This is a genomic window from Faecalibacterium sp. I3-3-33 (assembly GCF_023347295.1).
Lineage (GTDB): Bacteria > Bacillota > Clostridia > Oscillospirales > Ruminococcaceae > Faecalibacterium.
On sequence record NZ_CP094469.1, the window covers coordinates 791,021 to 816,976 of the forward strand.

Annotated in this window: 24 protein-coding genes, 1 tRNA gene and 1 riboswitch; of the genes, 21 read left to right on the forward strand and 4 right to left on the reverse strand. The window is 59.4% G+C overall.

Annotated features, from left to right (window positions below; all coding sequences use genetic code 11):
- Nucleotides 1-14 precede the first annotated feature (14 nt).
- From ftsY to MTP39_RS03775, 13 genes are all read left to right on the forward strand, one after another.
- Nucleotides 15-953: a signal recognition particle-docking protein FtsY gene (gene ftsY / locus MTP39_RS03715; RefSeq protein ID WP_249241496.1), complete on the forward strand. Its 939-nt coding sequence runs from the start codon at nt 15-17 to the stop codon at nt 951-953.
- A gap of 143 nt (nt 954-1,096) precedes the next feature.
- Entirely contained in the window at nt 1,097-1,732 is a 636-nt protein-coding gene (gene rdgB / locus MTP39_RS03720) for an RdgB/HAM1 family non-canonical purine NTP pyrophosphatase (RefSeq protein WP_249241497.1), read from the forward strand.
- Between the two features lie 307 nt (nt 1,733-2,039).
- Complete coding sequence (locus tag MTP39_RS03725) at nt 2,040-2,336, forward strand: YhbY family RNA-binding protein (protein WP_097778714.1); 297 nt, start codon at nt 2,040-2,042, stop codon at nt 2,334-2,336.
- A 1-nt stretch (nt 2,337) separates the two neighbouring features.
- On the forward strand, nt 2,338-2,976 hold the full coding sequence (gene nadD, locus MTP39_RS03730) for a nicotinate (nicotinamide) nucleotide adenylyltransferase (protein WP_249241498.1): 639 nt from the start codon (nt 2,338-2,340) through the stop codon (nt 2,974-2,976).
- Complete coding sequence (gene yqeK, locus MTP39_RS03735) at nt 2,977-3,555, forward strand: bis(5'-nucleosyl)-tetraphosphatase (symmetrical) YqeK (RefSeq protein ID WP_249241499.1); 579 nt, start codon at nt 2,977-2,979, stop codon at nt 3,553-3,555. It begins immediately after the preceding gene.
- 147 nt (nt 3,556-3,702) lie between these two features.
- A complete protein-coding gene (locus MTP39_RS03740) occupies nt 3,703-5,076 on the forward strand; it encodes an LCP family protein (protein ID WP_249241500.1) in 1,374 nt (457 codons plus the stop codon).
- Nucleotides 5,077-5,137: 61 nt separating this feature from the next.
- Nucleotides 5,138-5,521: a ribosome silencing factor gene (gene rsfS, locus MTP39_RS03745; RefSeq protein WP_015536738.1), complete on the forward strand. Its 384-nt coding sequence runs from the start codon at nt 5,138-5,140 to the stop codon at nt 5,519-5,521.
- A 198-nt stretch (nt 5,522-5,719) separates the two neighbouring features.
- Nucleotides 5,720-8,269 (forward strand): leucine--tRNA ligase, encoded by a 2,550-nt coding sequence (leuS, locus tag MTP39_RS03750; protein ID WP_249241501.1) that lies wholly within the window; start codon nt 5,720-5,722, stop codon nt 8,267-8,269.
- A 221-nt stretch (nt 8,270-8,490) separates the two neighbouring features.
- Nucleotides 8,491-8,667, forward strand: coding sequence for a 30S ribosomal protein S21 (gene rpsU / locus MTP39_RS03755; RefSeq protein ID WP_005928271.1), 177 nt, complete (start codon nt 8,491-8,493; stop codon nt 8,665-8,667).
- A 136-nt stretch (nt 8,668-8,803) separates the two neighbouring features.
- On the forward strand, nt 8,804-9,307 hold the full coding sequence (locus tag MTP39_RS03760; protein ID WP_249241502.1) for a YqeG family HAD IIIA-type phosphatase: 504 nt from the start codon (nt 8,804-8,806) through the stop codon (nt 9,305-9,307).
- On the forward strand, nt 9,304-10,173 hold the full coding sequence (locus tag MTP39_RS03765; RefSeq protein ID WP_249241503.1) for a TIM barrel protein: 870 nt from the start codon (nt 9,304-9,306) through the stop codon (nt 10,171-10,173). Before MTP39_RS03760 ends, MTP39_RS03765 begins: the two co-directional genes overlap by 4 nt.
- 119 nt (nt 10,174-10,292) lie before the next feature.
- Entirely contained in the window at nt 10,293-10,850 is a 558-nt protein-coding gene (gene efp / locus MTP39_RS03770; protein WP_005928281.1) for an elongation factor P, read from the forward strand.
- Between the two features lie 72 nt (nt 10,851-10,922).
- Nucleotides 10,923-11,486: a CD1247 N-terminal domain-containing protein gene (locus MTP39_RS03775; protein WP_249241504.1), complete on the forward strand. Its 564-nt coding sequence runs from the start codon at nt 10,923-10,925 to the stop codon at nt 11,484-11,486.
- Between the two features lie 244 nt (nt 11,487-11,730).
- Here MTP39_RS03775 and MTP39_RS03780 read toward each other — a convergent pair whose 3' ends face one another.
- Entirely contained in the window at nt 11,731-12,018 is a 288-nt protein-coding gene (locus MTP39_RS03780) for a hypothetical protein (protein ID WP_249241505.1), read from the reverse strand.
- A 221-nt stretch (nt 12,019-12,239) separates the two neighbouring features.
- On the opposite strand from MTP39_RS03780, the gene MTP39_RS03785 reads away from it, so the two are divergent.
- Nucleotides 12,240-13,139 carry a GDSL-type esterase/lipase family protein gene (locus MTP39_RS03785; protein ID WP_249241506.1) on the forward strand — a complete coding sequence of 300 codons (900 nt, stop codon included), beginning with the start codon at nt 12,240-12,242 and terminating at the stop codon, nt 13,137-13,139.
- 331 nt (nt 13,140-13,470) lie between these two features.
- On the opposite strand, the gene MTP39_RS03790 is transcribed toward MTP39_RS03785, so the two are convergent.
- Nucleotides 13,471-15,132, reverse strand: coding sequence for a formate--tetrahydrofolate ligase (locus MTP39_RS03790; protein ID WP_249241507.1), 1,662 nt, complete (start codon nt 15,130-15,132; stop codon nt 13,471-13,473).
- 52 nt (nt 15,133-15,184) lie between these two features.
- Nucleotides 15,185-15,271, reverse strand: a riboswitch (ZMP/ZTP riboswitch).
- Between the two features lie 157 nt (nt 15,272-15,428).
- Here MTP39_RS03790 and MTP39_RS03795 point away from each other — a divergent pair.
- The 4 genes from MTP39_RS03795 (at nt 15,429) to MTP39_RS03810 (ending at nt 20,353) form a co-directional block, all read left to right on the forward strand.
- The gene (locus MTP39_RS03795) at nt 15,429-16,580 is read left to right on the forward strand and encodes a cysteine desulfurase family protein (RefSeq protein ID WP_249241508.1); all 1,152 of its coding nucleotides are present in this window, start codon (nt 15,429-15,431) and stop codon (nt 16,578-16,580) included.
- A 298-nt stretch (nt 16,581-16,878) separates the two neighbouring features.
- Complete coding sequence (thiI, locus tag MTP39_RS03800) at nt 16,879-18,078, forward strand: tRNA uracil 4-sulfurtransferase ThiI (RefSeq protein WP_249241509.1); 1,200 nt, start codon at nt 16,879-16,881, stop codon at nt 18,076-18,078.
- Nucleotides 18,079-18,085: 7 nt separating this feature from the next.
- On the forward strand, nt 18,086-19,405 hold the full coding sequence (locus MTP39_RS03805; protein ID WP_249242029.1) for a competence/damage-inducible protein A: 1,320 nt from the start codon (nt 18,086-18,088) through the stop codon (nt 19,403-19,405).
- A 33-nt stretch (nt 19,406-19,438) separates the two neighbouring features.
- Nucleotides 19,439-20,353 carry a CinA family protein gene (locus MTP39_RS03810; RefSeq protein WP_249241510.1) on the forward strand — a complete coding sequence of 305 codons (915 nt, stop codon included), beginning with the start codon at nt 19,439-19,441 and terminating at the stop codon, nt 20,351-20,353.
- A 197-nt stretch (nt 20,354-20,550) separates the two neighbouring features.
- Here the strand turns inward: MTP39_RS03810 and MTP39_RS03815 are convergent, their stop codons facing one another.
- Nucleotides 20,551-22,536, reverse strand: a complete 1,986-nt coding sequence (locus MTP39_RS03815; protein WP_249241511.1) for an FAD-dependent oxidoreductase — start codon at nt 22,534-22,536, stop codon at nt 20,551-20,553.
- A gap of 154 nt (nt 22,537-22,690) precedes the next feature.
- On the opposite strand from MTP39_RS03815, the gene MTP39_RS03820 reads away from it, so the two are divergent.
- Complete coding sequence (locus tag MTP39_RS03820; RefSeq protein ID WP_249241512.1) at nt 22,691-23,572, forward strand: LysR family transcriptional regulator; 882 nt, start codon at nt 22,691-22,693, stop codon at nt 23,570-23,572.
- Between the two features lie 81 nt (nt 23,573-23,653).
- Nucleotides 23,654-23,896, forward strand: a complete 243-nt coding sequence (locus MTP39_RS03825; protein ID WP_249241513.1) for a hypothetical protein — start codon at nt 23,654-23,656, stop codon at nt 23,894-23,896.
- A gap of 289 nt (nt 23,897-24,185) precedes the next feature.
- On the opposite strand, the gene MTP39_RS03830 is transcribed toward MTP39_RS03825, so the two are convergent.
- Nucleotides 24,186-24,262, reverse strand: a tRNA-Arg gene (locus tag MTP39_RS03830).
- Nucleotides 24,263-24,416: 154 nt separating this feature from the next.
- Here MTP39_RS03830 and MTP39_RS03835 point away from each other — a divergent pair.
- Nucleotides 24,417-25,814, forward strand: coding sequence for a TrkH family potassium uptake protein (locus MTP39_RS03835; RefSeq protein ID WP_249241514.1), 1,398 nt, complete (start codon nt 24,417-24,419; stop codon nt 25,812-25,814).
- Nucleotides 25,815-25,956 lie beyond the last annotated feature (142 nt).

Consider the following 25,956-nt stretch of genomic DNA (forward strand, 5'->3'; position numbering starts at 1 on the left):
ATGGGAGGACCACTATGGCGTTCTTCGGATTTGGAAAAAAAGAAAAAGACAAGATGAAAACGGGTCTGGAAAAGACCCGCACCGGCTTCTGGGGCAGCATTATGAACACCCTGACCGGCAGCGTCATCGACGATGAGATGTACGATGATCTGGAGGAGCAGCTGATCCTTGCCGATGTAGGCGGCGAGGTGGCGGTGCATCTGGTGGACAAGCTCCGCGACCGTGTGCGCGATAAGGGGCTCAAGACCGGCGAACAGGCCGCAGATGCCCTGCGCGACATCATTGCCGAGGAGATGACCCCGGAGGCCGAGATGGCACTGGACGGCAAGCCCGCCGTCATTCTGGTCATCGGCGTCAACGGTGTAGGCAAGACCACCAGCATTGCAAAGCTGGCCGATTACTACACCCGGCAGGGCAAGCGGGTCATGCTGGCCGCCGGTGACACCTTCCGTGCCGCTGCCAGCGAGCAGCTGGAGATCTGGGCAGGCCGCGCCGGTGTGCCCATCGTCAGCGCAGGCGAGGGCGCAGACCCCGCCGCCGTCATCTTTGATACGGTCAAGTCTGCCACCGCACGCGGCTACGATATGGTCATTGCGGACACCGCAGGCCGTCTGCACAACAAATCAAACCTGATGGCAGAGCTTTCCAAGATCAGCCGCAGCGTCAAAAAGGCCAGCCCCGAGGCCAGCCTTGAGACCCTGCTGGTGCTGGATGCCATCACCGGGCAGAACGCCATCAGTCAGGCCAAGGAGTTCTGCAAGGCTGCCGATGCCACCGGCATCATCCTGACCAAGCTGGACGGCACCGCCAAGGGCGGCTGCGTCGTGGCGGTCAAGCAGCGTCTGGGCCTGCCGGTGCGCTTTATCGGCGTGGGCGAGGGCATCGACGACCTGCTGCCCTTCACCCCGGAGGGCTTTGTGGAAGAGCTGCTCCCCCGGGAATGGAAACACTAAAACAGAACCCTCTCACCGTTCCGTCCGCTTACAGCGGCGCGGAAACGGAGATTCCCCTCTCTGGCGCTGGACGCGCCATCTCTCCCCGGCCGGGGAGAGTCTTTCCTCTCAGGGGGAGCTTTGAAAGCGGAAGGAGTAACAAGATGAAAATTTGTGCAGCCACCGGCAACGCCGGAAAGCTTCGCGAGCTGCGCCGCATTCTGGAAGCGCAGGGACATGAGGTGGTCAGCCAGAAAGAACTGGGCATCACCATCGAGCCGGAAGAGACCGGCACCACCTTTGCCGAAAACGCCCTCATCAAGGCCGAGACCATCTGCAAGGCCAGCGGCCTGCCCACCATCGCCGATGACTCCGGCCTGTGTGTGGACGCGCTGGACGGCGCACCCGGCGTGTACAGCGCCCGCTACTGCGGCCACCACGGTGACGACGAGGCCAACAATGATAAGCTTCTGGCTGCCATGCAGACGGTGCCTGCCGGGCAGCGGGGCGCAAAATTTGTCTCGGCGGTGTGTTTCATCCTGCCGGACGGTCGGCACCTGACCTGCATGGGCGAATGCCCGGGCAGCATCGCCTTTACGCGGCTGTGCGGCGACTACGGCTTTGGATACGACCCGCTGTTCATCCCAGCCGACTGCGGCGTGGGCAAAACGGACAAGCGCCCCAACACCGAGAACCGCAGCTATGCCCAGCTGACCCCGGACGAAAAGGACGCCATCAGCCATCGCGGCAACGCGCTGGCAGCGCTGGAAAAGCAGCTGCCCAGCTTTCTGGGAGAGTGAAGAGACGCAAACTCAACTGCGTTTGCCCCGGACGGTTGGTACTTTCTCTGAGGACCGTCCGCTGGGGTGGGACCCTGTTGCCCGCAGGGCAATAGGGCGGGCGATGGAATGGCCCGATTCGTGTCCGAAGAGAAATGTACCAGCCGCCCGTGCCACCTCCCGTGAAAAAGTAAAATTGAAAAATCTGCAGATTTTTCAATTTTACAAAATATAAAAAGAATTCCGCTGATATTGTCAGAGCGTAAGCGGAGACAATTCTAAATCGTGTTTTACCGGAATATCAACCTGAAAATAAAGGAGAAAAACTATGCTGACTAGCAAACAGCGCGCCATTCTGCGCGGCAAGGCAAATACCATGGACCCCGTTTACATCGTGGGTAAGGGCGAGATCGACGAGACTTTGATCCAGGGCGTCAAGGACTGTCTGGATGCCCGGGAGCTAATCAAGCTCAAGGTGCTGGAAAACAGCATGTACAACGCCCGCGAGGCCGCTACTAAGCTGGCTGAGGCCACCGGCGCAGACTGCGTGCAGGTCATCGGCTCCAAATTCGTGCTGTATCTGCAGAAGAAAAAGGACAGCGCCTACGCTGCCCTGCTGAAGTAAGATGAAGATCCTTCTCTATGGCGGCAGCTTTGACCCGCCCCATAACGGCCACCTGAACAACCTGCGTGCAGCGGCAGACCGCGTGCGCCCGGATAAGATCGTGGTGATGCCGGCAGGCACTTCCCCCTTTAAGCAGGGGACGAACGCCTCCGGTGCGCTGCGGCTGGAAATGTGCCGGTGCTTTGCGGCGCTGGCGCAGGAGCCCGGGATGCCGCCGCTGCAAGTGAGCGGCTGGGAGGTGGCGCAGGCCGCAGCGGGCAGCCGCAATTATACCGTGCTCACGCTGGAAATGCTGGCGCGGGAAAACCCGGGTGCAGTGCTGTACCTTGCCATTGGCAGCGATATGCTGCTCAGTTTTGAGGGCTGGCACCGCTGGCAGGATATCCTGCACCTTGCGCGGGTGGTGGTCACCAGTCGGGATATCGGCGATGCCCCGGCGCTGCACGCAAAGGCAAAGCTGCTGGACCCGTCGGGCGGACGCATCCTGTTTGCCCCGGTGCAGGCGCTGCCCATGTCCAGCAGCCAGCTGCGGGCCCGGCTTGCCAACGGAGAAGAGTGTGAAGCCGAACTGCCGGAGGAAGTGCGCAGCGTTATCCGGCGGGAGGGACTATACCGGAACACAGAAGGAAGTAGCAGATAAATGGATCTGAAACAGGCAAAGGAGCTTGTGCGCGGCCGCTTGAGCGATAAGCGCTACGAGCATACCATTAACGTAAAAAAAATGGCCGTCAAGCTGGCCAAGCACTACGGCACCGACCCGGAGCAGGCCGCACTGGCTGCGCTTTTGCACGATGCAGCCAAAGAACTGCCCAAGGATGAGATGCGCGCTATCATGCAGGCGCACCCGGAATACGCACAGGGCGGTGAAGCACGCCCCACGCCGGTGTGGCACGGCATCTGCGCCGCTATTCTGGCGCGTACCGAATGGGGCGTTACGGACGAAGCCGTGCTCAGCGCCATCGCCTGCCATACCGCAGGCAAGGCGGGCATGACCCAACTGGATAAGATCCTGTATCTGGCCGATATGACCAGTGCCGAGCGGGACTGGCCCGGGGTGGAAAAGCTGCGCAAGCTGGAAATGAAGGACTTGGATGCCGCCATGCTTGCGGCGCTCAAGCAGACGAACGGCTTTGTGCTGTCCGAGGGCAAGCCCCTTGACCCCGAAAGCAAGGCTGCCTACGAGGATATCTTAGCGCACAGCGGGCAGAATGAAGGGTGAAAAGCCGGACGCCGGTTAAAAATGGTTCCGGCCATCCCCGGATAAAACAATTGCAGATTTTGCCGTACCATGCTATACTGAAGGATATGACAGGTCTGCAAGTAAAAAACTCTGCAGAGCAGTGAAAAGCTGGAGGATACAAAAAGCATGAGCCAGACGCCACGCCATATCAATACAGACCGCTCACTCAGCCGCCCGGATCAGGCGGCGCGTGCCCCGCAGGCTGCCCCGGAGCAGAACACCCGCAGCAACGCCGGGGCACAGCACGCCGCCCCGCCCCGCCGCCCGGCACAGCCCGACATGGGCGGGGATAATGCACCGCGCCGCCGCAAAAAGAAGAAAAAGACCCCGCTGTGGCTGCCCTTTGCCATCGTGATGGGGGTGATCGCCGTGATCTCCGGTGTGGTGGTGTACGGTGTGAGCCTTGTGAACAAGGTAGAGGACAGCATCCGCCCGGCGGAAAGCGCTCCCTCCATCGTACAGGAGATCCAGACCGCCGAGGAGTACAAGGGTGATGTGGTCAACATTCTGGTCTGCGGCATCGACTTTGAAGAGGGCCGCACCTATAGCGACACCAGCTCCAACGATGGTATGACGGATATGATCCTGTACTGCCAGTTCGATATCAAGGGCGGTGCGCTGCGGATGCTGCAGATCCCCCGCAACACGCTGGTGACCACCCAGAACCGCAAGCTTACCCTCTCTAACGGCAAGACCTATGCCGTTTCCAACTACCAGATCAACTCGGTGGCGCTTTCCAACGGCGGCAGCATTGCCGCACTGGCAGATGTCATCTACGACCAGTACCATCTGCCCATCGATTACTATGTCACCATTGATATGCAGGCACTGGTGGAAATGGTGGATAACTTCGGTGGCATCGAGGTGTATATCCCCCGGGATATGTCCTACGGCGGCAGTAAGCTGCTGAAGGGCTACCGCAATCTGGATGGTGCTTCGGCAGAGTTCTTTGTGCGCTGCCGCCACGGTGACGGCTACGCAAACTCTGATATCGACCGTTTGAATATGCAGCGCTACTTCTACGCCGGTCTGTTCAAGCGCGCCCGGTCTATGGGCATCACCGATATCCTGAACCAGCTGCCGCTGGTGTTTAAGAACTATATCCACACGGATATGGATATCACCACCATTGCAAAGCTGCTGGCATCTTTCCTTAAAATTGACAGTTCCAATATCATTCTGGCACAGACGCCGGTGTTCATGGGCGTGCCCAACGTGGGCAAGACCGACTCCTTTGCCGGCTACTCCTGCGTGGTGCCGGATGCAGGCTCCATCGCAAACCTGCTCAACCAGTATTTCTGCACCTACACCGGCCCGGTGGAGGTAAGCGAGCTGCACATGGTCACCGACCAGTGGCCCCACGGCAGCGCATCCACCGATGCCAACGTGCAGTATATGGGACGCATCGATAAGGAATCCGACGATGCCATCCTCAGCGGCGATACCGACCTTTCCGGCGCTGTGACCACCGATGGTCAGGCAGCGGGCACCGGACAGTAACAACAGAAAACAACGCCCTGCACATGGTGTGCAGGGATGTTCCGACAGAAGGGAGAAACATATGGATAATTTCAACGACAGCAAGGCGCTTGCCATTGAGATCGCCAAGATTTTGGACAAGAAGAAGGCACAGGATGTGCGGGTGCTCAAGGTGGAAAGCCTGACCGTCCTGACCGATTACTTCGTCATCGCCTCCGGTACCTCCACCACACAGGTGGCATCTCTGGCCGATGAGGTGGAGTACGAGCTTTCGCAGAAGGGTCTGGAGCCTTACAGCACCGAGGGTCACGACACCAAGAACTGGGTGCTGCTGGATTACTCCAACGTCATCGTGCACGTCTTTGTGCCCAACAGCCGCGCTTACTATGATCTGGAGCACCTGTGGGCAGACGGCGAGCCGGTGGACATCTCGGAGTACCTGACCCCGGATAGCAGCATTGAATAATTAAGGCAAAAAGGTTTGCTTCTGGCAGGACCCGCTCCGTTATTGCGGCGCAATAGGGAAAGTTGGCAGAAAAGCTCCCCCCTCGGGGGAGCTGGCAGGGCGAATGCCCTGACTGAGAGGGTTTGTACCGGAAGTACCTTAAAAGCATACGCCCCTAAGCAACGGTATTTTGGTTAAAGTCTGGAGCTGATTACAAACATGAAGTATGATTACAAGGCTGTTGAAGCCAAGTGGCAGAAGGTGTGGGAGGACGAAAAGACCTTCCATGTTGAGATCGACCACAAAAAACCCAAGTTCTATGCCCTTGTGGAGTTCCCGTATCCCTCGGGTGCGGGCCTGCACGTCGGTCATCCCCGCAGCTACACCGCGCTGGACGTGGTAAGCCGCAAGCGCCGTAAAAACGGCTACAATGTGCTGTACCCCATGGGCTGGGATGCCTTCGGTCTGCCCACCGAGAACTTCGCCATGAAGAACCACATCCACCCGGCCATCGTCACCAAGAGCAACGTGGATCATTTCCGCAGCCAGCTCAAGGCGCTGGGCTTCTCTTTTGACTGGGATCGTGAGATCAACACCACCGACCCCGAGTACTACAAGTGGACCCAGTGGATCTTCCTGCAGCTGTACAAGCATGGTCTGGCTTACAAGAAGGAAATGAATGTCAACTGGTGCACCGGCTGCAAATGCGTGCTGGCCAACGAGGAAGTTGTCAACGGCGTGTGCGAGCGCTGTGGCAGCGAGGTGGTGCACCGCGTCAAGAGCCAGTGGATGCTTAAGATCACCGCTTATGCCGATAAGCTGATCGACGGTCTGGACGGTTTGGATTACATCGAGCGCGTGGCCACCCAGCAGAAGAACTGGATCGGCCGCAGCCACGGCGCAGAGGTGAACTTCGGCACCACCGCCGGGGACACTCTGACCGTGTACACCACCCGCTGCGATACCCTGTTCGGCGCTACCTACATGGTCATCTCCCCGGAGCACGCTCTGCTCAAGGCATGGCTGGAAAAGGGCATCATCAAGAACGCCGATGCCGTCAAGGCTTATCAGGCCGAAGCTGCCCGCAAGAGCGACTTTGAGCGCAGCGAGCTGAACAAGGAAAAGACCGGCGTGCAACTGGACGGCGTGATGGGCATCAACCCGGTCAACGAGAAGGAGATCCCCATCTTCATCTCCGACTACGTTCTGTCCACCTACGGCACCGGCGCCATCATGGCCGTGCCCGCTCACGATACCCGCGACTGGGAGTTCGCCAAGAAGTTCGGCCTGCCCATCATCGAGGTGGTCAAGGGCAGCACCCCGTCCAATCTGGACGAAGCTGCCTTTACCGATGTGGCTACCGGTACGCTGGTCAACTCTGGCTTCCTGAACGGCCTGTCCGTGGTCGATGCCAAAAAGAAGATGATCACTTGGCTGGAAGAGACCGGCAAGGGCCGCGATAAGGTCAACTACAAGCTGCGCGACTGGGTGTTCAGCCGTCAGCGTTACTGGGGCGAGCCCATCCCCATGGTGCACTGCGACAAGTGCGGCTGGCAGCCCCTGCCCGAGAGCAGCCTGCCGCTGACCCTGCCGGACATCACCGACTTTGAGCCGGGCCCGGACGGCGAGTCCCCGCTGGCACGCCATAAGGACTGGGTCAAGACCACCTGTCCCTGCTGCGGCGGCCCTGCTACCCGCGAGACTGACACCATGCCCCAGTGGGCTGGTTCCTCCTGGTACTTCCTGCGCTACATGGACCCCCACTGCAAGGATGCGCTGGCCTCTAAGGAAGCACTGGAATACTGGTCTCCGGTGGACTGGTACAACGGCGGCATGGAGCACACCACCCTGCACCTGCTGTACAGCCGCTTCTGGCATAAGTTCCTGTACGATATCGGTGTGGTGCCCACGGCAGAGCCCTACCAGAAGCGTACCGCCCACGGCATGATCCTTGGCCTGAACCCCCACAGCTTTGTCAACCTGCCCGCTGAGGAGCAGGAGAAGCTGCTGAAGGAGTACGGCAGCCAGAAGGCCGCCGAGAAGGCACTGGAAGAGAAGTACGGCGAGATGGCACGCCATCCCATCGTGAAGATGTCCAAGAGCCTTGGCAACGTCATCAACCCCGACGAGGTGGTGGACCAGTACGGTGCCGACACCATGCGTCTGTACGAGATGTTCATGGGCGACTTTGAGCAGGCTGCACCGTGGCAGACCTCTGCCATTGCGGGCTGCAACCGCTTCCTTGACCGCGTGTGGGCACTGAGCGATAAGCTGGTGGAGGGCGAGGGCTACCGCCCCGCCATGGAGACCCTGATGCACCAGACCATCAAGAAGGTCAGCGCAGATATCGAGGGCCTGAAGATGAACACCGCCATTGCCCAGCTGATGACGCTGGTCAACGCCCTGTACGACAACGGCGGCGCGACCAAAGCCGAGTTTGAGACGCTGGTGCAGCTGCTGAACCCCTTTGCTCCCCACATGACCGAGGAGCTGTGGGAGAAGCTGGGGCACAGCCACGACGAGCAGCTGGCCTACTATCCGTGGCCTGCCTACGAGGAAGCCAAGTGCGTGGAGGCTGCTGTGGAGATCGCCGTGCAGGTGAACGGCAAGGTGAAGGCACGCCTGAAGGTGCCTGCAGACATCACCGCCGAGGACGCCATTGCCGCCGCCAAGGCAGACCCCGCTGTGGCTGCCGCGCTGGAGGGCAAGCAGCTGGTCAAGGAGATCTACGTCAAGGGCCGTCTGGTCAATCTGGCTGCCAAGGGCTGAGAACTGCTGCTCCGCTGAATAAGCGTGAACATATCATCACCCGCAGAGGCGGATTTAGCGCAGGAAACACCCGGGAGCGTCTGTTCAAAAATCTTTCAAAAGTTTTGAGCAAAAACTTTCAAAAAAAGGTTGACGAACCGGATAAAATGCGCTATACTGTCTACTGTTAGTTACCATGTAACAACGAAATTCCTGCCTCACGGTCCAAGGGAGGGAATAAGATGTCGGAAATTCGTGTTAAAGAGGGCGAGTCGCTGGAAAGCGCACTGCGTCGCTTCAAGCGCAGCACTGCTCGCAGCGGTGTGCTCGCAGAGGTTCGTAAGCGCGAGGCTTACGAGAAGCCGTCTGTTAAGCGCAAGAAGAAGTCCGAAGCAGCCCGCAAGCGCAAGTTCAAGTAATTGATTGCTTGGAATCGCACGTTGCTTTAGATTTTAAACGCGTTGCTAACGCCGATGTAGGGGAGCCTGTTTATGCAGGTTCCCCTATTTTCATTTTAAAGCTGCTTTGCGCAGGGCAGACTGAGAGGGTCTATTTATGCTCATTACCCCCGAATATGTTTTTAAGGACGTTACCCATATCACGCCGGAATGGCTGGCTTCCAAGGGCATCACGGCTCTGGTGCTGGATATCGACAACACCCTGACCGCAGACCGCAGTCAGGAAATGCCGGAAGAGGTTGCCGCGTGGCTTGCCGCCATGCGCAAAGCCGGGGTAAAGCTGACCATCGTCTCCAACGGTGCGGAAAAGCGTGTACGCCCCTTTGCGGAAAAGCTGGGCCTTGCCTACCTGTACCGCGCCGCCAAACCCCTGCCCTTTGCGCTGATGGTGGCACAGCACCGCATGGGGGTGAAGCACCGCCAGATGGCCATGGTGGGCGACCAGCTTTACGCCGACCGTATGGTGGCTGCGCTGTACGGCATCCCCGGGCTGATGGTCATCCCCCGCGGGCCGGACTTGGGCGCACAGGTCATCCTCAAGCGCAAGTGGGAAAAGAAACACTGGCAGAAGTACTACGACCGGGGAGGTAAGACCCTATGAGTGAAGCTTGGAAGATCCGGTTCGGCACTGCAGGCACCAGCGACAGCTTTGCCGCCCAAGGCTACAAAAGCAGTCTGGATGTGCCGGAGTACACCGCAAAAATGGGACTGAACGCCTTTGAATACCAGTGCGGGCGCGGGGTGCGTCTGGGGCTGGACAAGGCTGCCCGCATGGCTGCCCTTGCCGCGGAGCGGGATATCCTGTTCAGCGTCCACGCACCTTATTATATCAGTATGTCCAGTCTGGAAGAGGACAAGCGGCTGAACAGCATCCAGTACCTGCTGCAAAGTGCAGCGGTGTGCCGGGCGCTGGGCGGCAGACGCATCATCTTCCATTCCGGCAGCTGCGGCAAGCAGAGCCGGGAGGCTGCGCTGGAAAAGGCGCTGGATACCATGCGCCGCGCTGTGGCTGCGCTGGACGAGGCGGGCTTTGGGGATATGACCCTGTGCCCGGAGACCATGGGCAAGGTGGGGCAGCTGGGCACGCTGGACGAGGTGCTGGCGCTGTGCGGCGTGGACAGCCGCATCACCCCCTGCATCGACTTCGGCCACCTGAACGCCCGCACGCTGGGCGGTATCCAGACCAAGGCGGACTATGCCGCCATTCTGGACCGTATGGCCGAGGTGCTGAGGGATGACCGTGCCCGGCAGTTCCATGTGCACTTTTCCCGCATTGAGTACTCAGCGGGCGGCGAAAAGCGCCACTGGACCTTTGCCGATACTCAGTTCGGCCCGGAGCCCCAGCCCCTGATGGAGCTGCTGGCACAGCGGCAGCTGACCCCGGTGGTCATCTGCGAGAGCGCGGGCACACAGGCCGAGGACGCGCAGACGATGCAGCAAATGTACCGCGCAGCGCGGAATGTGTAAAAAATTTTGTGTTTTTATCGTCTTTTTTGCCCAAACCCCTTGCCAAACCGGGGCAGATTGGGTAAAATAAATAGAGATATGCGTTAAGCATCTGAGATTAAATTTATGGAGGAATTCCTATGATTTCTGCAGGCGAGTTTCGCAATGGCGTGACCTTTGAGCAGGACGGCCAGGTTCTTCAGGTCGTTGAGTTCCAGCACGTCAAGCCCGGCAAGGGCGCTGCCTTTGTCCGTACCAAGACCAAGAACGTTATCACCGGCTCTGTGGTCGAGACCAGCTACAACCCCACCGCAAAGTTCCCGCAGGCTTTCATCGAGCGTAAGGACGTGACTTACAGCTACGAGGATGGCGACCTGTACCACTTCATGGACAACGAGACCTACGATGACATCCCCGTCAACGCAGCCGATGTGCCCGATAACTTCAAGTTCTGCAAGGAGAACGAGCTGTGCAAGCTGCTGAGTTACAAGGGCAAGGTGTTCAGCGTCGAGATCCCCAACTTCATCGAGCTGGAAGTCACCCAGACCGAGCCGGGTGTCAAGGGCAACACTGCTACCAACACCCTGAAGCCCGCTACCGTTGAGACTGGCGCCGAGATCCGTGTGCCTCTGTTCATCAACGAGGGCGATCACATCCGCATCGATACCCGCACCGGCGAGTATATGGAGCGCGTCTGATCATTTGTCGCATACCGGGCAGCGGGCAACCGTTTGCCCGGTTTTGTATTATAAGTTAGGAGGGCATTTCAGATGGAACTGAACAAGAAAGCAGCCTACCTGCAGGGCTTAGTGGACGGTCTGGGCGTGGATGAGAGCACCAAAGAGGGCAAGATCATCAAGGCCATGGCCGCGCTGCTGGGCGAGATGGCCGATGCCATTGCCGCCATGGACGAGGATCTGACCCAAGCCTACGACCAGATCAACGATCTGAGCGAGGAGCTGGAGGATCTGGAAGCCGACCTGTACGAGGACGAGGATGCCGAGGACGAGGACGACGAGGATGAGGATGCGGGAGATGACGACATCGCCAGCGAGCCCTTCTACGAGGTAGCCTGCCCCGCCTGCGGCGAGACCGTCTACGTCAGCGAGGATGATCTGGATGCAGGCGAAGCCAACTGCGCCCACTGCGGTGTGACCTTTGAGGTCGCACTGGAAGGTGACGAGGACGAAGCCAAGGACGCCCCCGTGCAGTACGAAGTGACCTGCCCCGCCTGCGGAAAGACCGCCGTATTTGAGGAGGATGAGCTGCTGGACGGCGCACCCAAGTGCCCCAACTGCGGCGAGCCGCTGGACTTTGAGGTGACCGAGGAGTAAATGCTTCTCTTGTGAAAATGGGATCCAGAAAATAACGCCTTTTGCTGCTGATGCTGTTTTCCTTTACGACCCTACCGTGAAAAGGCAATTTTGGAAAATCCGCAGATTTTCCAAAATTGCAATTTAAAACAAAATTCCTATGAATATGGCCAAAGCGTACGCGGAGGCCATTTCCAATCGTCCTTATAAAAACGCAATGCCGGGCAGTCCGCAGACTGTCCGGCATTGTTCATTTTAACTTGTTTCAGCGGTTCTCGTTGGCCTTCTGCAGCCAGATGCCGCCAATGTCCAGCGCATTGTACAGGCCGTGCTTGGTGGTCTGACGCGCTACGCGCTCCTGCGGAGCCTTGGTGGTATCGGTAGAAAGCAACATCAGGTGCACCTTGTCGGCTACCTGCTGCTCGCCCACCGGGGTGGTGGTCAGGATCTGCAGATACAGCACATAGGGATCGGTCATGCTGCCGTAATACAGCTCGTTGTCCTTGCGGACGAGGGGCTTGCCTTTATAAGTCAGTTTCGGTGTAAATGCCATCGTGAAAGCCTCCCTGTCGTTTGATTCATCTTAGTATAACACATCCTGCCTATGGGATGCAAGCGTTTGAGGCAGTGCACTGTCAGTTTTGCACCAAAACTGCCCCGCACCGTGCAAAACCGGCGGCACATTTTTGGCAAATGGGGCTTGCCGTTGGGTGCAGTTATGCTATACTATAAATAGAACAGCCCGCATTCCGGGCCGGAAGTGAGGGAACGACAATGGCAGATTATCAGGAATACCGGCGGCGCATCCTGCACCGGCGCTGGCGCAGGGTGTTTATCATCGTTGCCCTTCTGGCGCTGGTGGCTCTGCTGAGCGCCATCGGCATTCTGTGGAAGGTGCTGCACCGGGAGCGCGTGGATACCGCCCTGAGCCAGAACACCATTCTGCGGCAGGTGACTACGGACAACACATGGAACACGGTCAGCTATCCGTTGGCGCGGCAGCTCCGGGTGCAGACGCTGGAGGGCAGCACGGAAACGGCGCTGGACTTCCGCATGGCGGCGCTGCCGGCCAGCGCTCCGGTGGAAAAAAGCTGGTTTGCGCAGGCCAGCTTTGTGGGCGACAGCCTGACACAGGGGCTGCAGATCTACGATACCGGCCTGCCCGGGGCGCAGTTCTGCGCCTATAAAGGGGTAGGCCCCAACGCCTTTGTCAACGGAACCAGCTGCAAGCGGGTGGACGGCGTGGCAGAGATCCCGCTGGACGCCTTGACCGCCCAGCAGCCCAAGGCCGTTTATGTGCTGCTGGGCAGCAACGTGCTGGGGCGGGACACCGATTACACCAGCTTTTTGACCTACTACCGTCTGATGCTGGATATGATCAGTCAGGCGCTGCCGGATGCAAAGATCTATGTGCAGTCTATCACGCCGGTACGGCCGGAGGTGAGCGCACAGGAAAACCACGCGGGACTGAATCGCGATCGCCTGTGCCGCATCAACAACGAGCTGGCCGCCATTGCACTGGAAAAGGACTGCTATTTCCTCAACCTGTGGGAGGTGCTGGCGGACGAAAACGGCGACCTGATCGAAAGCTATGCCCAGTCGGACGGCTACCACATCAAGCCGGAGGGCTACGCCGCATGGGTGGACTACCTTTGCAGCCACACAATGGAGTAAAAAAACACAAAAGGCTGTTGCACGGGGATTTGTGCAGCAGCCTTTCTTGCTGTGTGGGACGATTTGGAATGCCCTCTGCGTTGCTTTGGGCATCTTCAGCGGAAAAATTATTTTATATTTCGCGTTTGTCGCGCCCTGCGGGGCGCGACAAACGCATTTTCACAGTAGGAGCTGTTTCCGGTGGTACCTTTTTCCGTGAAAAAAGTGGTTCAGAAACGTCCGCAGACGTTTCTGAACCACGATCATAAAACTAAAATACCTTGATTTATGGTCAGAGCGAAGCGGAGACCATCAAAATCGTTTTGCTGCAAAAAGGGCTGAGAGCGCCAGCTCAGAACAGACCGGTGACCTTGCCGTCGGCATCCACATCGATGTTCACGGCGGCGGGCTTTTTGGGCAGGCCGGGCATGGTCATGATGTTGCCGCAGATGACGACCACGAAGCCAGCACCGGCGGCCAGACGCACCTCGCGTACCTCCATGGTAAAGCCGGTGGGGGCACCGGTCAGCTTGGCGTTGTCGCTGAAGCTGTACTGGGTCTTGGCAATGCAGACGGGCAGGTTGCCATAGCCCATCTCGGTCAGCTCGGCCAGCGTCTTGCTGGCGGCGGCGCTGTAATTCACGCCGTCGGCGCGGTAGATCTTGGTGGCAATGGCGTTGATCTTGTCCTTCAGGGGCATCTCCAGCGGGTAGGTGTACTGGATGGGACGATCCTCCAGGATCTCCAGCACCTTCTCAGCCAGTGCCTTGCCGCCCTCGCCGCCCTTGGCGAACACCTCGCTCAGCACGCAGGGCACGCCCTGCTCGGCGCAGACCTGCTCCACATAAGCCTGCTCCTCGGCGGTATCGGTGGGGAAGGCGTTGATGGCAACCACCACCGGCAGACCGAAGCCATTCTTCAGGTTGTCGATGTGACGGATCAGGTTGGAGGCACCGGCCTTGACAGCCTCGAGATTGGGCTGGTTCAGGTCAGCCTTGGCTACGCCGCCGTGGCTCTTGAGGGCACGCACGGTAGCCACCAGCACACAGGCAGAGGGGGCAATGCCGGCGTAGCGGCACTTGATATCCAAGAACTTCTCCGCACCCAGATCGGCGCCGAAGCCTGCCTCGGTAATGGTATAGTCTGCCAGCGAGAGGCTGAGCTTGGTGGCCAGCACGCTGTTGCAGCCGTGGGCAATGTTGGCAAAGGGGCCGCCGTGGATGATGGCGGGGTTGTTTTCCAGTGTCTGCACAAGGTTCGGGTCCAGTGCATCCTTCAGCAGGGCGGTCATGGCACCGGCTGCGCCGATCTCACCGGCAGTCACCGGCTTGCCATCGTAGGTGTAGGCGCACACGATGCGGGACAGCCGCTCTTTCAGGTCGGAGATGCTGGTGGCAAGGCAGAAGATGGCCATGACTTCGCTGGCCACAGTAATGTCAAAGCCGTCCTCGCGGGGGGTGCCGTTCACCTTGCCGCCCAGACCGTCCACGATGAACCGCAGCTGCCGGTCGTTCATGTCCATGCAGCGCTTCCAAGTGATGCGGCGGGGGTCGATGTTCAGCGGGTTGCCCTGCTGGATGCTGTTGTCGATCATGGCAGCCAGCAGGTTGTTGGCGGTGCCAATGGCGTGCAGGTCGCCGGTAAAGTGCAGGTTGATGTCCTCCATGGGCACCACCTGTGCGTAGCCGCCGCCGGCAGCGCCGCCCTTTACGCCGAACACGGGGCCAAGGCTGGGCTCGCGCAGGCAGAGCATGGTCTTTTTGCCCAGCGCGTTCATGGCATCGGCCAGACCTACGCTGGTGGTGGTCTTGCCCTCACCGGCAGGGGTGGGGCTGATGGCGGTGACAAGGATCAGCTTGCCCTGCTTTTTGGCGTTGTGGATCAGCCGGTGGTCGATCTTGGCCTTGTAGCGGCCATAGGGAATCACACTTTCCTCCTCCAGACCCAGCTGGGCTGCGATCTGGGTAATCGGCTTCATTTTAGCTTCCTGCGCGATCTCGATATCGGTCTTCATACAGACATCCTCCTTGATAGCAAAAAAAGGACAGCTTTGCGCAGCAATTGCGCAAGGCTGCCCAGACGGTCGGCATTGACATCCCATGCATCCCTGCACTGTGGTGCTCCACAAGGTTCCGTCAGCAGGGATGCGGTCTATGCTGTAAAGATAGCACACCACCGGGGTGTTTGTCAAGGAGGTACAGTTACAAAAATCACCCATAAATGCAGAAAATTTTTGCGTTATCCAAGGGTTTGTGCTATACTTATTCTGGGTTATTATGAAAACAACGACAGAAAGCAGGAAATCCGTTTATGCTGCAAAACCCTCAGTTACATTATCTGGACAACGCGGCCACCACCATCGTAGCGCCGGAGGTGGCGGACGTTATCGACAAGGCCATGCGGGAGCACTGGGCAAACCCTTCCAGCCTGTACGGCCCGGGCGCGCGCAGTGAAGAAGCCCTGAACGCCGCCCGCGCCGCCGTGGCGCGCACGCTGGGCTGCAAAAGCCGGGAGCTGTACTTTACCTCCTGCGGCAGCGAGAGCAACAATCTGGCGCTGCTGGGCGCGGTGCAGACCCGCACCTTCGGCAAGGGCATCGTGGTGTCCGGCTTCGAGCACCCCAGCGTGCAGCGGCCGCTGGAGCGGCTGGCAAAGCAGGGCTACGACGTTACCGTGGTAGCACCCCGGGCAGACGGCACGCTGGACATTGCCGCCATGCTGGAGCGGGTGGACAAAAACACCATCCTTGTAGCCTGCATGATGGTGAACAACGAGATCGGCACCCGCAACGATGTGGAGCGCCTTGCCGCCGAGGTAAAGCGCCGCAACAGCCGCACCATCGTCCATGTGGACGCAGTGCAGGCGTGGATGCGTGTGCCCATCAAGTTGGACAACATCGATACACTCTCGGTGAGCGGCCACAAGATCCATGCCCCCAAGGGCATTGGTGCGCTCTACCTTTCCGACCGGCTGGTGCAGGCCTTCCAGCCGCCCTATCTGGGCGGCGAGCAGGAGCGGCAGATGCGTCCCGGCACCGAAAACCTGCCCTACGCCATGGGTCTGGCCGCAGCGGCCACCCGTCTGGCAAAGACCATGAAGAGCCGGGACACCGCCATGCGTGCGCTGAACCGGCAGCTGAGGGAGGGGCTGAAAGCCTTCCCGGAGGTGGTCATCAACAGCCCGGAGAACGCCGTGCCCGAGGTGCTGAACTTCAGCGAGATGTGCATCAAGAGCGAGACGATGCTGGCTTTTCTGGCCGAGGAGCAGATCTACGTTTCCTCCGCCAGTGCCTGCGGGCGCGGTCAGCCCAGCCACACGCTGGCAGCCATGGGGCGCGACCCGCTTGCCATCGATACCGCCATCCGGGTGTCCTTCTGCGCCGACAACACCCCGGAGGATGTGGACGCCTTCCTCAACCGCTTCGAGAACGGCATGAAGCACCTGCAGAAGATCAGAAAGTAAAAACTGAAGCCGCAGAACGGCTGACAGCTTTCTCTTCGGACACGAATCGGGCCATTCCATCGCCCGCCCTATTGCCCTGCGGGCAACAGGGTCCCACCCCAGCGGACGGTCCTCAGAGAAACTGTCAGCCGTTCTATGGGAAGATGCAGTTTGCCTGCGCGACCCCAATGCGTGAAAGGGTGAATGGAAAATGACCGCAGTCATTTTCCATTCACAGATAAAAATAATTCATCCGCTGAATATGGCCAGAGCGAAAGCGGAGGCCATTATAAATCCCACATCAGGAGATGCAACATTTATGAAGGAAATTATTATGGGCTATCAGGGCGAGATGTCCCTGAAAGGCCTCAATCGCAACCAGTTCGAAGCAGCCATGATGAAGATCCTGCGCTACCGCCTTAAGACGGTGGGCAAGTTCAAGGTGTACTGCACCCAGTCCACCTTCTATATGGAGCCCGAGGAAGAGGACGTGGATATGGATCTGGCCTTTGAGCGGGTCAGCAAGGTGTTCGGCCTTGCCGCGCTCAGCCGCGCCGTGGTGTGTGAAAAGGATTTTGATACCATCTGCCAGACCGCTGAGGATTATCTGGGCAGCGCGCTGCATGGCATCCGCACCTTTAAGGTGGAAGCCCGCCGCGCTGATAAGACCTACCCCATGACCAGCCCGGAGCTGATGCGGGAGCTGGGCGCTTATCTGCTGGGCAAGCACAACTACCTGAAGGTGGATGTGCGTAACCCGCAGTTCAAGGTCATCGTGGAGATCCGTGATTACGGTGCGTATATTCACGGCCCAAAAATACCGGGTGAGGGCGGTCTGCCCGTGGGCACCAGCGGCCGTGCCCTGAATATGCTCTCCGGCGGTATTGACAGTCCGGTGGCGGCCTATCGTATGGCAAAGCGCGGTCTGGCACTGGATCACATCCATTTTGCATCCCCTCCGTATACTTCTGAGCGTGCAAAACTGAAGGTAAAGGCTCTGGCGCAGCTTATTACCGTATATACCGGCAGCGCCAACCTGTTCGTGGTACCTTACACCAAACCGCAGGAATACATCCGGGATAATGCCCCGGATGTGCTGTTTACGGTGCTGATGCGCCGCAGCATGATGCGCATTGCAAACGTGATCGCCAAAAAGCAGGGCTGCGAGGCACTGGTCACCGGCGAAAGTCTGGCACAGGTGGCAAGTCAGACCGTCAAGGCTTTGCAGTGCACCGATGCCGCACAGGATCTGCCCATCCTGCGCCCGCTCATCGGTATGGACAAGACCGAGATCATCGAGACCTCCCGCCATATCAATACCTTTGAGACCAGCATCCTGCCCTACGAGGACTGCTGCACCATCTTCACCCCGCCGCACCCGAAGATCCGCCCCGAGCTGGAGGAGATCCTTGCCGCCGAAGCCGCCATGCCCGGCCTTGCCGCGCTGGAGGCCGAAGCCGCAGAGCAGACCGAGCGCATCCGGGTGCGCATCACCGATCAGGTAGAATTCGAGGGTTGATTTGTCCATGACAGCAGAGATCATCAGTGTGGGTACCGAGTTGCTGCTCGGCAACATTCTTAACACCAATGCCCAGTACCTCAGCCGGGAGCTGGCTGCGCTGGGCATCACCGTCCGGCGGCAGAGCACCATCGGCGATAACCATGGACGTCTGGCAGATTTTGTCAACGATGCAAAACAGCGGTGCGACCTGCTGGTGTTCACCGGCGGGCTGGGCCCCACGGCAGACGACCTGACCAAGGAGACGGTGGCTGCCTGCTTTGGCGACACCCTTACCTTTGACCCGGACGAGTGGCAGAAGATCGTGGACTTCTTTACCCGCACTGGGCGCGAGACCACCCCCAACAACCGCAAGCAGGCCATGGTGCCGACGCACGGGCATAAGGTGGTCAACCACCACGGCACCGCGCCGGGCGCATGGTTCGAGCAGGACGGCCACTGCGCCGTACTGATGCCCGGCGTGCCCCACGAGATGAAGGCCATGTGGGAGGAAAGCGTGCGCCCGCTGCTGCTGGCGCGGCAGAGCTGCGCCCTGCACAGCCTGACGCTGCGGGTGCTGGGCGGCGAGAGCAATCTGGAATACCGGGTGCGCGCGCTGCTGGAAAACCAGAACCCCACCGCCGCCATCTACTGCAAGACCGGCGAGTGCGAGATCCGCATCACCGCCCGGGCGCAGAACGACACCGAAGCACAGACGATGTGCCGCGCCTACGCCAAAAAGTTCTATGATCTGCTGGGCGATGCGGTGTATGATGAGGATGTCGCCGGACTGGAAGAGACGGTGGTGCATACGTTGCAGGCTAACGGCCTGACCATTGCCACCGCCGAAAGCTGCACCGGCGGCATGATCGCCCAGCGCCTGACCAACGTGTCCGGCGCAAGCGAGGTGTTCGGCTACGGCTTTGTGACCTACTGGGAGCAGGCCAAGGCGAAGCTTGTCGGGGTGGACCCGGCGGTCATTGCGCAATATAATGTGGTGTCGGCTCCCGTGGCGGCGCAGATGGCGCTGGGTGCGGCAAAGGCTGCCGGTGCGGATATCGCGGTCAGCGTTACCGGTCTGGCAGGTCCCGGCGGCGGCGACGCCGTCCGGCCTGTGGGCACGGTGTATCTGGGCGCTGCCCGGGGAGACAGGGTCTATGTGAAAAAGCTGTTCGTCTCCCGCCCGGACCGTGCGCTCATCCGCGCCCGCGCCGCACAGACCGCGCTGGAAATGGCGCTGCGGCTGGCACAGGGCAAGACCCCGGCCGGTACGCAGGTGCTGGCCGAAAGCGCACAGCATGACCCCGCCGCCCTGACCGCCTTGGACGAGACCTTGCGGGCAGAGTAAGTGCGGCCCCTGCGGCCGCAGGGGGGATGCGTCATGACAAATAAGGAAGAGCGCTCGGCAGGCTGCGTGCTGCGGCTGTTCGGTGTGCCGGAGCAGACCGTGCAAAAGGCGGTGGCAGCCCTGCCGGACACTTGGCAGGGCACGGTGCACTGCCGCACCCGGGGTGCGGAAACGCTGGTGGCGCTGCAAAGCAGCATCCCGCAGCAACTGCACCGGGCGGTACAGCTGCTGCGGACAAGCCTTGCCCCGGCGCTGTACGGGGAAGGAGAGCAGACTCTTGCCGCTGCCGCAGTGCAGGCACTGGAGCAGCACCGTAAGCTTTTGGTGTGCAGCGATGCCGCCGCCGGGACGCTGCTGGAGACCCGGCTGGAGAACCTTCCCGGCGCGGAAAAGGTGTTCGATTTTGGCGCTATGAGCTACGCCAACGCCGCGCTTACCGCCCGGCTCAGCCGGAAGCTGCGCAAAGCCCCGCAGGCAGAGCCTGCCCGCACACTGGCGCGGGTGCAGGTCATGCAGCGGCTGACCGGCGCCGCGCTGGCGGTGGGCTGTGCGGAGCTGCCCCAAAGTCGCCTGCTGCTGGTGGGCGGCAAAAAGGGCTGCTGGCTGCGGTGCGTATCGCCGGACGAGAACCCCGGATTGTGGCTGCTGGATATGCTGCGCCGCGCAGCCTGCGGTCTGCCGCAGGCTGGGGGCACAAACTGGCAGCCTTACGGCAGAGCCGTGCCGGATGCAGCCCTGACCCCTGCCGCCCTCGCGGCGGCACCGCCCGCGCCGCCGCGCCCGAAGCGCCGCAGGCTGGGCAGGGTGCTGGCGGTGCTTCTGCTGCTGGCACTGGCAGCGCTGGCTGCCGGGTGGTACTATACCGGCGGCGATCTTGCCGCCCTGCCCCAAAAGCTGCAAAGCCTTGGCGCAGAAAGCCTGCCCCACGCCGGGGCAAGGCTGGTGTGAGCGACATACTTAAACAAAAACGCCTCCCCGACATCCTTTTTGGAAGGAATGCCGGGGAGGCGTTCAATGTTTTATGGACTCAGTTGTCCGGTATCTGTCGCTGAAGAGGGACTGATCAGTGCCGCTCCGGCTCAGTTTTGCCCGGAGCGGCTTTTCTGGTGCAGATATAAATTAGGAAGAGAAGGAAAATGTTGTGATCAGATGCCTGCGGCCGCGTTCTGACCGGCAAGGCGGCCAAAGGTGGCACTGCGGCCTGCGGCGGCACCTGCCATCAGGCTGGGATAGCTGCCGGAGAAGTAGTTGCCGCTCATATCGCCGATGACGTACAGACCGGGGATGGCCTTGAAGTCGTGGTCGATGGCGTGCATATTGTCGTCGATCTGGATGCCGTCCATGGTGCAGATCAGGTAGCCACCTGCCTGACGAACGCCGTAGAAGGGTGCCTCGCTCAGGGTGGAGAGGCGGTAGCTCTCCTTGCCGTAGTCCTCGTCCTCGCCCTTGGCGGCCAGCTCATTGTAATGGTCCACCGTAGCGGTAAAGGTCTCCTTCGGCAGACCCAGCTTGTCGGCCAGCTCCTCGATGGTATTGGCCTCCACAATGTAGCCCTGATCCTGCAGGTCGGCGTTCATTGCCTGCACATAGTCCATGGGGAACACCGGGTTGGTGCCGTTGACATGGGGGTACAGACGGCTGCAGCCGTGGGTAGCAAACTTTTCGCAGTCCTCGGCATACTTGCTGTCCCACACGGTGCAGTAGGTGTGGTAGGGCTGGCTGGCGGCAGCGTGCAGCACCAGATCGTAGGGCATATACTCGTTCATGAAACGCTCACCGTTCAGGTTCACCTTCAGGAACGGCTGGCTGCCCATCCAGAACAGCGCGCCATCGCTGGCCTTGCCGTACTCGCCGGTCTGGTCCGGCTTGATGGCACCGCGGTCGAAGATCATGGAGGTGTGAGTGGTATCCATGATGGCACCTGCCCACAGGCACGCCTTGATGCCGTCGCCCTTTGCGCCGGGCTTGGAGTAGTTGATGCAGGTCTGCTCCACGCTCTGGGGCTGCAGGGCGTTCATCATGACGTCGTTTCCGCTGTAACCGCCGCAGGCGAGGATCACGCCCTTAGAAGCGTTGTAGCGCACATATTCATCGTTGGCATTCTTGGCAATCAGGCCGGTGACGCGGTCGCCATCCTTTTCCAGCTTGACCATGGTGATCTCGTACTGCACTTCAAGGCCGTCTGCCTCGGCGTGCTTCAGCACGGCATCCATGGTCAGCTGCTCACTGTATTCATCGCCGTACTGGGTGCTGTGGCCGACATCCAGAACCTCGTAATTGTCGCCCTCGTGCTTTTCGTCGATCTCGTGGCGGAAATCGATGCCGCTTTCGGCCAGAACATCCGTGAACCAGTCCATCGTCTCGCCGCTCTTATCGGCCCAGACCTGTGCCAGACTGCGGCGGGTGTAGCCCTGACTCCAGTTGCACAGGTAGCGCACGGCGTCCTTCTTGCTCACGTCGTCGCCGTCCTCCTGCTGCTGCTTGGAGCCGCAGGCTGCCAGCGTATCCCGGATGCCGCTGGCCATGTCGTGACCGAACTTCTCGATGAGGATGGTCTTGGCGCCCGCCTCGGCGGCAGCGGCGGCGGCAAAGGTACCGGAAGAACCGGCACCCACCACCAGAACCTCGCAGTCCACGGTCTGCTTGATATCGCTCTCTGCGATCTCCGGCTCCTCGCCCAGCCAGTCGGCGGTAGAGGAGGTCTCCTCGGTGGACTGCTGTGCAGGATTGATGGCACCGCCGCTGGCCTGCTGGATGCAGTCTGCCACAGCGTTCTGCACGGCCTTGCTGGTGACGGTGGCACCGGTCACGCCGTCGATCTGGCTGGTCTGGGCGTTCATGATCTGCTCAATGAGCTTGTCCTTGGCAGCGCCGCCGATGCTCTCGGTCTCGCCGGAGAGATCCAGCTCCACCTTGGTGATGGTGTTGGCATCAAAGGTGACAGTGGCGGTGATCTCGCTCATGCCCTTGGCAGTAGCGGTGTAGGTGCCGGGGGTGTAGATACCGGTTGCACTGGAAACGCCGGAGGCGCTACTGGCTGCATTGCAGGCAGCCAGACCGGCAGCGGTGACACCGCTCATGGCAGCTGCTGCTGCGATCTTCAGAAATCCTTTACGGGAGATCTTTTCCATAATAATTCCTTCCTTTTCTTGCTATATCCTTCGCATCGACAAAAATCCATTGCCGTTCTTGTTAAAAGTATCACATTTACAAACAAAGAAAAAGAAGATATAATATCCCTATAAGTGTCAAGTAAAACTTGCGTTTTGCAAAAAGGAGCACACCATGACCATTCAGCAGCTGCGCTATTTTCTGGCATTGTGCGAAGATTTGAATTACACCCACACCGCCGGGCGGATGTATCTGTCCCGGCAGGCCTTGCGGCTGAGCATTGCCGCACTGGAAGAAGAGCTTTGCGGCAAGCTGTTTGTCAACAACCGCAATCATCTGGCTCTTACTGAAAAGGGTGAGCGGTTCCGGGCACAGGCTGCGCCGGTGGTGCAGCAGTTCGATGCCCTGTGCCAGCAGGCATATCTGGATATCCAGTCTGCACCACTGCGGCTGGGCATCAGCGTGGCTCTGGTGCCGGACTATCTGCCCAATCTGGGGGAGGTGCTGGAGGCGTTCCGGCGGCAGTATCCCGGCATCCCCTTGGAGCTTGCTTCCCTGTCCAACGATGAAGTGCCGGTGCAGCTGCAAAACGGCGCACTGGATGCCGGGCTGGTGATGGACCTAGGCGGCTGTGCCGCAGGGCTTGCACGCACCGCCCTTTCCCAGCATACCACCGCCGTCATGGTCTCCCGCAGCAGCCCTTTCTGGGAGCGGACGCATATTACACCGGCAGAGCTGGACAGGCAGACCCTGCTGGTGCCCGGCTTTGCCCCGGATGCCCTAGCACCGCTGTGGCAGGCGCTGCAGGAAAGCGGCGCACACCCACAGCTGGAGCTGGTCGAGCAATTTTATCAGGTACTCTACCGCACGCAGGAGCAGAATTGTGTATCTCTGAACCGTTTTGAGGAAGCCCCCCACTACCAGATGGCCAATGTCCGGGATGTGGTATTGGACGGTCTGCCGCCTATTTGTGCCGGGTTCCTCCGCCCCCAAAAGCGGCATAACGCCTGTGCGGAGCTATTGTGCCGCTTTTTGCAGGAGCGGTTGAAGTTCTGAATAAGTGCCGCATTTCAAGCTGTTTGTCCAAATGTAGTGGGAAAACTGATGCACGATTTTACTTGTACGAATCCGGATGGCATGAACTATCCTGTTCTGGCGCAGCGGGTGCGTTATTTCAAAGAAGATACGAAGGGAGTGGCAACGATGTGCAGAGCATTTGAAGAAGTACGAGAAGAAAGTGCAAGGGAAGCAAAGCATGAACAGGCAATTGAAAGTGCAAAAACTATGTTGGCTGATGGTTTGCTGTATAAAACGATTGCACGCTATGCAAAACTTCCGATTGAAGAAGTAAAGGCACTGGATACAAAGAAACCCGCCTGATTTTGATTCAGCCAAGAGATCCTTAAAAACAAACAGCGGCAGTTTTCCAAATCGGAACGCTGCCGCTGTTTATGGTATATCTTGTATTTATATGGATTTACAGGAAAGCGGCTGCCAATTTTGGCAGAGAACCGGAAACAGAACGCAAAGGGTGGTTCATGGGGCTTTATTAGCTGAACCCGAAAATTTTGCTAAGGGCATTTGCTGGTTGATTCTGGCGCCTGATTCAAAATAAAAAATGCGAAAGTCGTCTTTCCTATGGAAAAATGACCTTCGCATTTTCTTAAACTGGCGTCCCCGATGTGATTCGAACACACGGCCTTCCGCTTAGGAGGCGGACGCTCTATCCAGCTGAGCTACGGAGACACAGTTCTGCATCCTTGGGGCAGAACGCCCCCCAAAACACAGTACCATATTATAATACCGCAACCGGGCTGTAAAATCAAGTTGAACCTGCGGACAAAATGGTGTATGCTATAAGAGAATGTAAAGCGGCCGTGTGCTGCGCAGGGAGGATGCTATGGAAAAGATAAAAAATATCCGCAAAAAGCTGCGGCACCAGAGGTCGGTCCGGCGAAGAAAGCTGGGACTGAGCACCCCGACCCAGATCATCTGCGTCAGCTTTATCATCGTGATCGCGCTGGGCACGCTCCTGCTCACCCTGCCCATTGCCAGCAGGCACGGGCGGCTGGATGTGCTCGATGCCATGTTTACAGCCACCAGCGCCACCTGCGTGACCGGTCTGGTGGTGCGGGATACATGGACGCAGTTCACATGGTTCGGGCAGGCGGTGGTGCTGCTGCTCATTCAGGTGGGCGGCCTTGGCCTTGTTACTCTTACCAGCTTTTTTGCGCTGGCCATGCGCCGGCGCATGGGCTTCCGGGATCTGCGGCTGCTGGGCGAGAGCGTCTCTGCAGACGGCTACGATCAGGCCAAAAGCGTGCTGAAGATCGTGGTAGGGCTGGCAGCAATGTTTGAGGGCATCGGCATTCTGCTGCTGCTGTTCGCCTTTGTGCCGCAGTTCGGGCTGGAGGGTGTCTGGATCAGCGTGTTCACCGCCATTTCGGCTTTCTGCAATGCGGGCTTTGACCTGTTCGGACGGTTCGGGGCGTACTCCTCGCTGGTGCCCTATGTCAACAACTACTATGTGCAGGCGGTGATCATATTCATGATCATCTCCGGCGGTCTGGGCTTTATGGTCTGGGTGGAGCTGTGCCAGTGGTACCAGAAGCGCCGCCTGTCCCTGCACGCCAAGGTGGTGCTGTCCTTCTCGGTGATCTTGTGGCTGGGCGGCGCGCTGGGGCTGGGACTGATGGAATGGAACAATCCCGCCACGATGGGCGGACTGTCGGTGCCCGGCAAGGTGATGGCTTCGCTGTTCCAGTCGGTATCCACCCGTACCGCCGGCATGAACACCGTGGACCTGGCCTCCTGCGGCACCCTGAGTAAGCTGCTTATGAGCGTGCTGCAATTCATCGGCGCAGCGCCCGGCTCTACCGGCGGCGGTGTGAAGGTGACCACCTTCGCGGTCATCATCCTGACCATCCGCAGCGTGGCGCAGGGGCGCGACGACTGCGTGATTGCGGACCATCATATCGAGTCCAAGACCGTTTACCGTGCGCTGACCATTATCGTGCTGGGCGCGGCGGCAGTGATCGGCTCGGCCATCGTGGTGTACTACAACACCTCGGACGCAGTGTCGGTGGTGGACGCCATCTTCGAGTCCTGCTCGGCCTTTGGCACGGTGGGACTTTCCGTGGGCGTGACCAGCCAGCTGAACAACGGGGCAAAGATCCTGTATATGCTGGTCATGTTCATGGGTCGTGTGGGCCCGGTGGCCTTTGCCATGAGCCTGACCGCCAAACCGGACGACAACAAGCGCAAGATCATGCCGGTGGGGCATATCAACGTAGGTTAAATAAAAAAGCGGCGGCGGCACTGTGCTTTGTGCAGCCGCCTGTTTTTTAGCGTGGGACGATTTTGAATGGCCTCCGCGTGCGCTTTGGCCATATTTTAAGGAAGATTATTTTTTTACTTCGGGCTGACGGTGCGTCTGCGGA

Coding starts and splice junctions, on each gene's coding strand:
- efp (WP_005928281.1), top strand. CDS start 10,293: ATGATTTCTGCAGGCGAGTTTCGCAATGGCGTGACCTTTGAGCAGGAC.
- MTP39_RS03725 (WP_097778714.1), top strand. CDS start 2,040: ATGCTGACTAGCAAACAGCGCGCCATTCTGCGCGGCAAGGCAAATACC.
- thiI (WP_249241509.1), top strand. CDS start 16,879: ATGAAGGAAATTATTATGGGCTATCAGGGCGAGATGTCCCTGAAAGGC.
- rdgB (WP_249241497.1), top strand. CDS start 1,097: ATGAAAATTTGTGCAGCCACCGGCAACGCCGGAAAGCTTCGCGAGCTG.
- MTP39_RS03795 (WP_249241508.1), top strand. CDS start 15,429: ATGCTGCAAAACCCTCAGTTACATTATCTGGACAACGCGGCCACCACC.
- yqeK (WP_249241499.1), top strand. CDS start 2,977: ATGGATCTGAAACAGGCAAAGGAGCTTGTGCGCGGCCGCTTGAGCGAT.
- MTP39_RS03835 (WP_249241514.1), top strand. CDS start 24,417: ATGGAAAAGATAAAAAATATCCGCAAAAAGCTGCGGCACCAGAGGTCG.
- rsfS (WP_015536738.1), top strand. CDS start 5,138: ATGGATAATTTCAACGACAGCAAGGCGCTTGCCATTGAGATCGCCAAG.
- MTP39_RS03740 (WP_249241500.1), top strand. CDS start 3,703: ATGAGCCAGACGCCACGCCATATCAATACAGACCGCTCACTCAGCCGC.
- leuS (WP_249241501.1), top strand. CDS start 5,720: ATGAAGTATGATTACAAGGCTGTTGAAGCCAAGTGGCAGAAGGTGTGG.
- MTP39_RS03765 (WP_249241503.1), top strand. CDS start 9,304: ATGAGTGAAGCTTGGAAGATCCGGTTCGGCACTGCAGGCACCAGCGAC.
- rpsU (WP_005928271.1), top strand. CDS start 8,491: ATGTCGGAAATTCGTGTTAAAGAGGGCGAGTCGCTGGAAAGCGCACTG.
- MTP39_RS03790 (WP_249241507.1), bottom strand. CDS start 15,132: ATGAAGACCGATATCGAGATCGCGCAGGAAGCTAAAATGAAGCCGATT.
- MTP39_RS03805 (WP_249242029.1), top strand. CDS start 18,086: ATGACAGCAGAGATCATCAGTGTGGGTACCGAGTTGCTGCTCGGCAAC.
- MTP39_RS03785 (WP_249241506.1), top strand. CDS start 12,240: ATGGCAGATTATCAGGAATACCGGCGGCGCATCCTGCACCGGCGCTGG.
- MTP39_RS03820 (WP_249241512.1), top strand. CDS start 22,691: ATGACCATTCAGCAGCTGCGCTATTTTCTGGCATTGTGCGAAGATTTG.
- MTP39_RS03815 (WP_249241511.1), bottom strand. CDS start 22,536: ATGGAAAAGATCTCCCGTAAAGGATTTCTGAAGATCGCAGCAGCAGCT.
- MTP39_RS03780 (WP_249241505.1), bottom strand. CDS start 12,018: ATGGCATTTACACCGAAACTGACTTATAAAGGCAAGCCCCTCGTCCGC.
- ftsY (WP_249241496.1), top strand. CDS start 15: ATGGCGTTCTTCGGATTTGGAAAAAAAGAAAAAGACAAGATGAAAACG.
- nadD (WP_249241498.1), top strand. CDS start 2,338: ATGAAGATCCTTCTCTATGGCGGCAGCTTTGACCCGCCCCATAACGGC.
- MTP39_RS03775 (WP_249241504.1), top strand. CDS start 10,923: ATGGAACTGAACAAGAAAGCAGCCTACCTGCAGGGCTTAGTGGACGGT.
- MTP39_RS03825 (WP_249241513.1), top strand. CDS start 23,654: ATGAACTATCCTGTTCTGGCGCAGCGGGTGCGTTATTTCAAAGAAGAT.
- MTP39_RS03810 (WP_249241510.1), top strand. CDS start 19,439: ATGACAAATAAGGAAGAGCGCTCGGCAGGCTGCGTGCTGCGGCTGTTC.
- MTP39_RS03760 (WP_249241502.1), top strand. CDS start 8,804: ATGCTCATTACCCCCGAATATGTTTTTAAGGACGTTACCCATATCACG.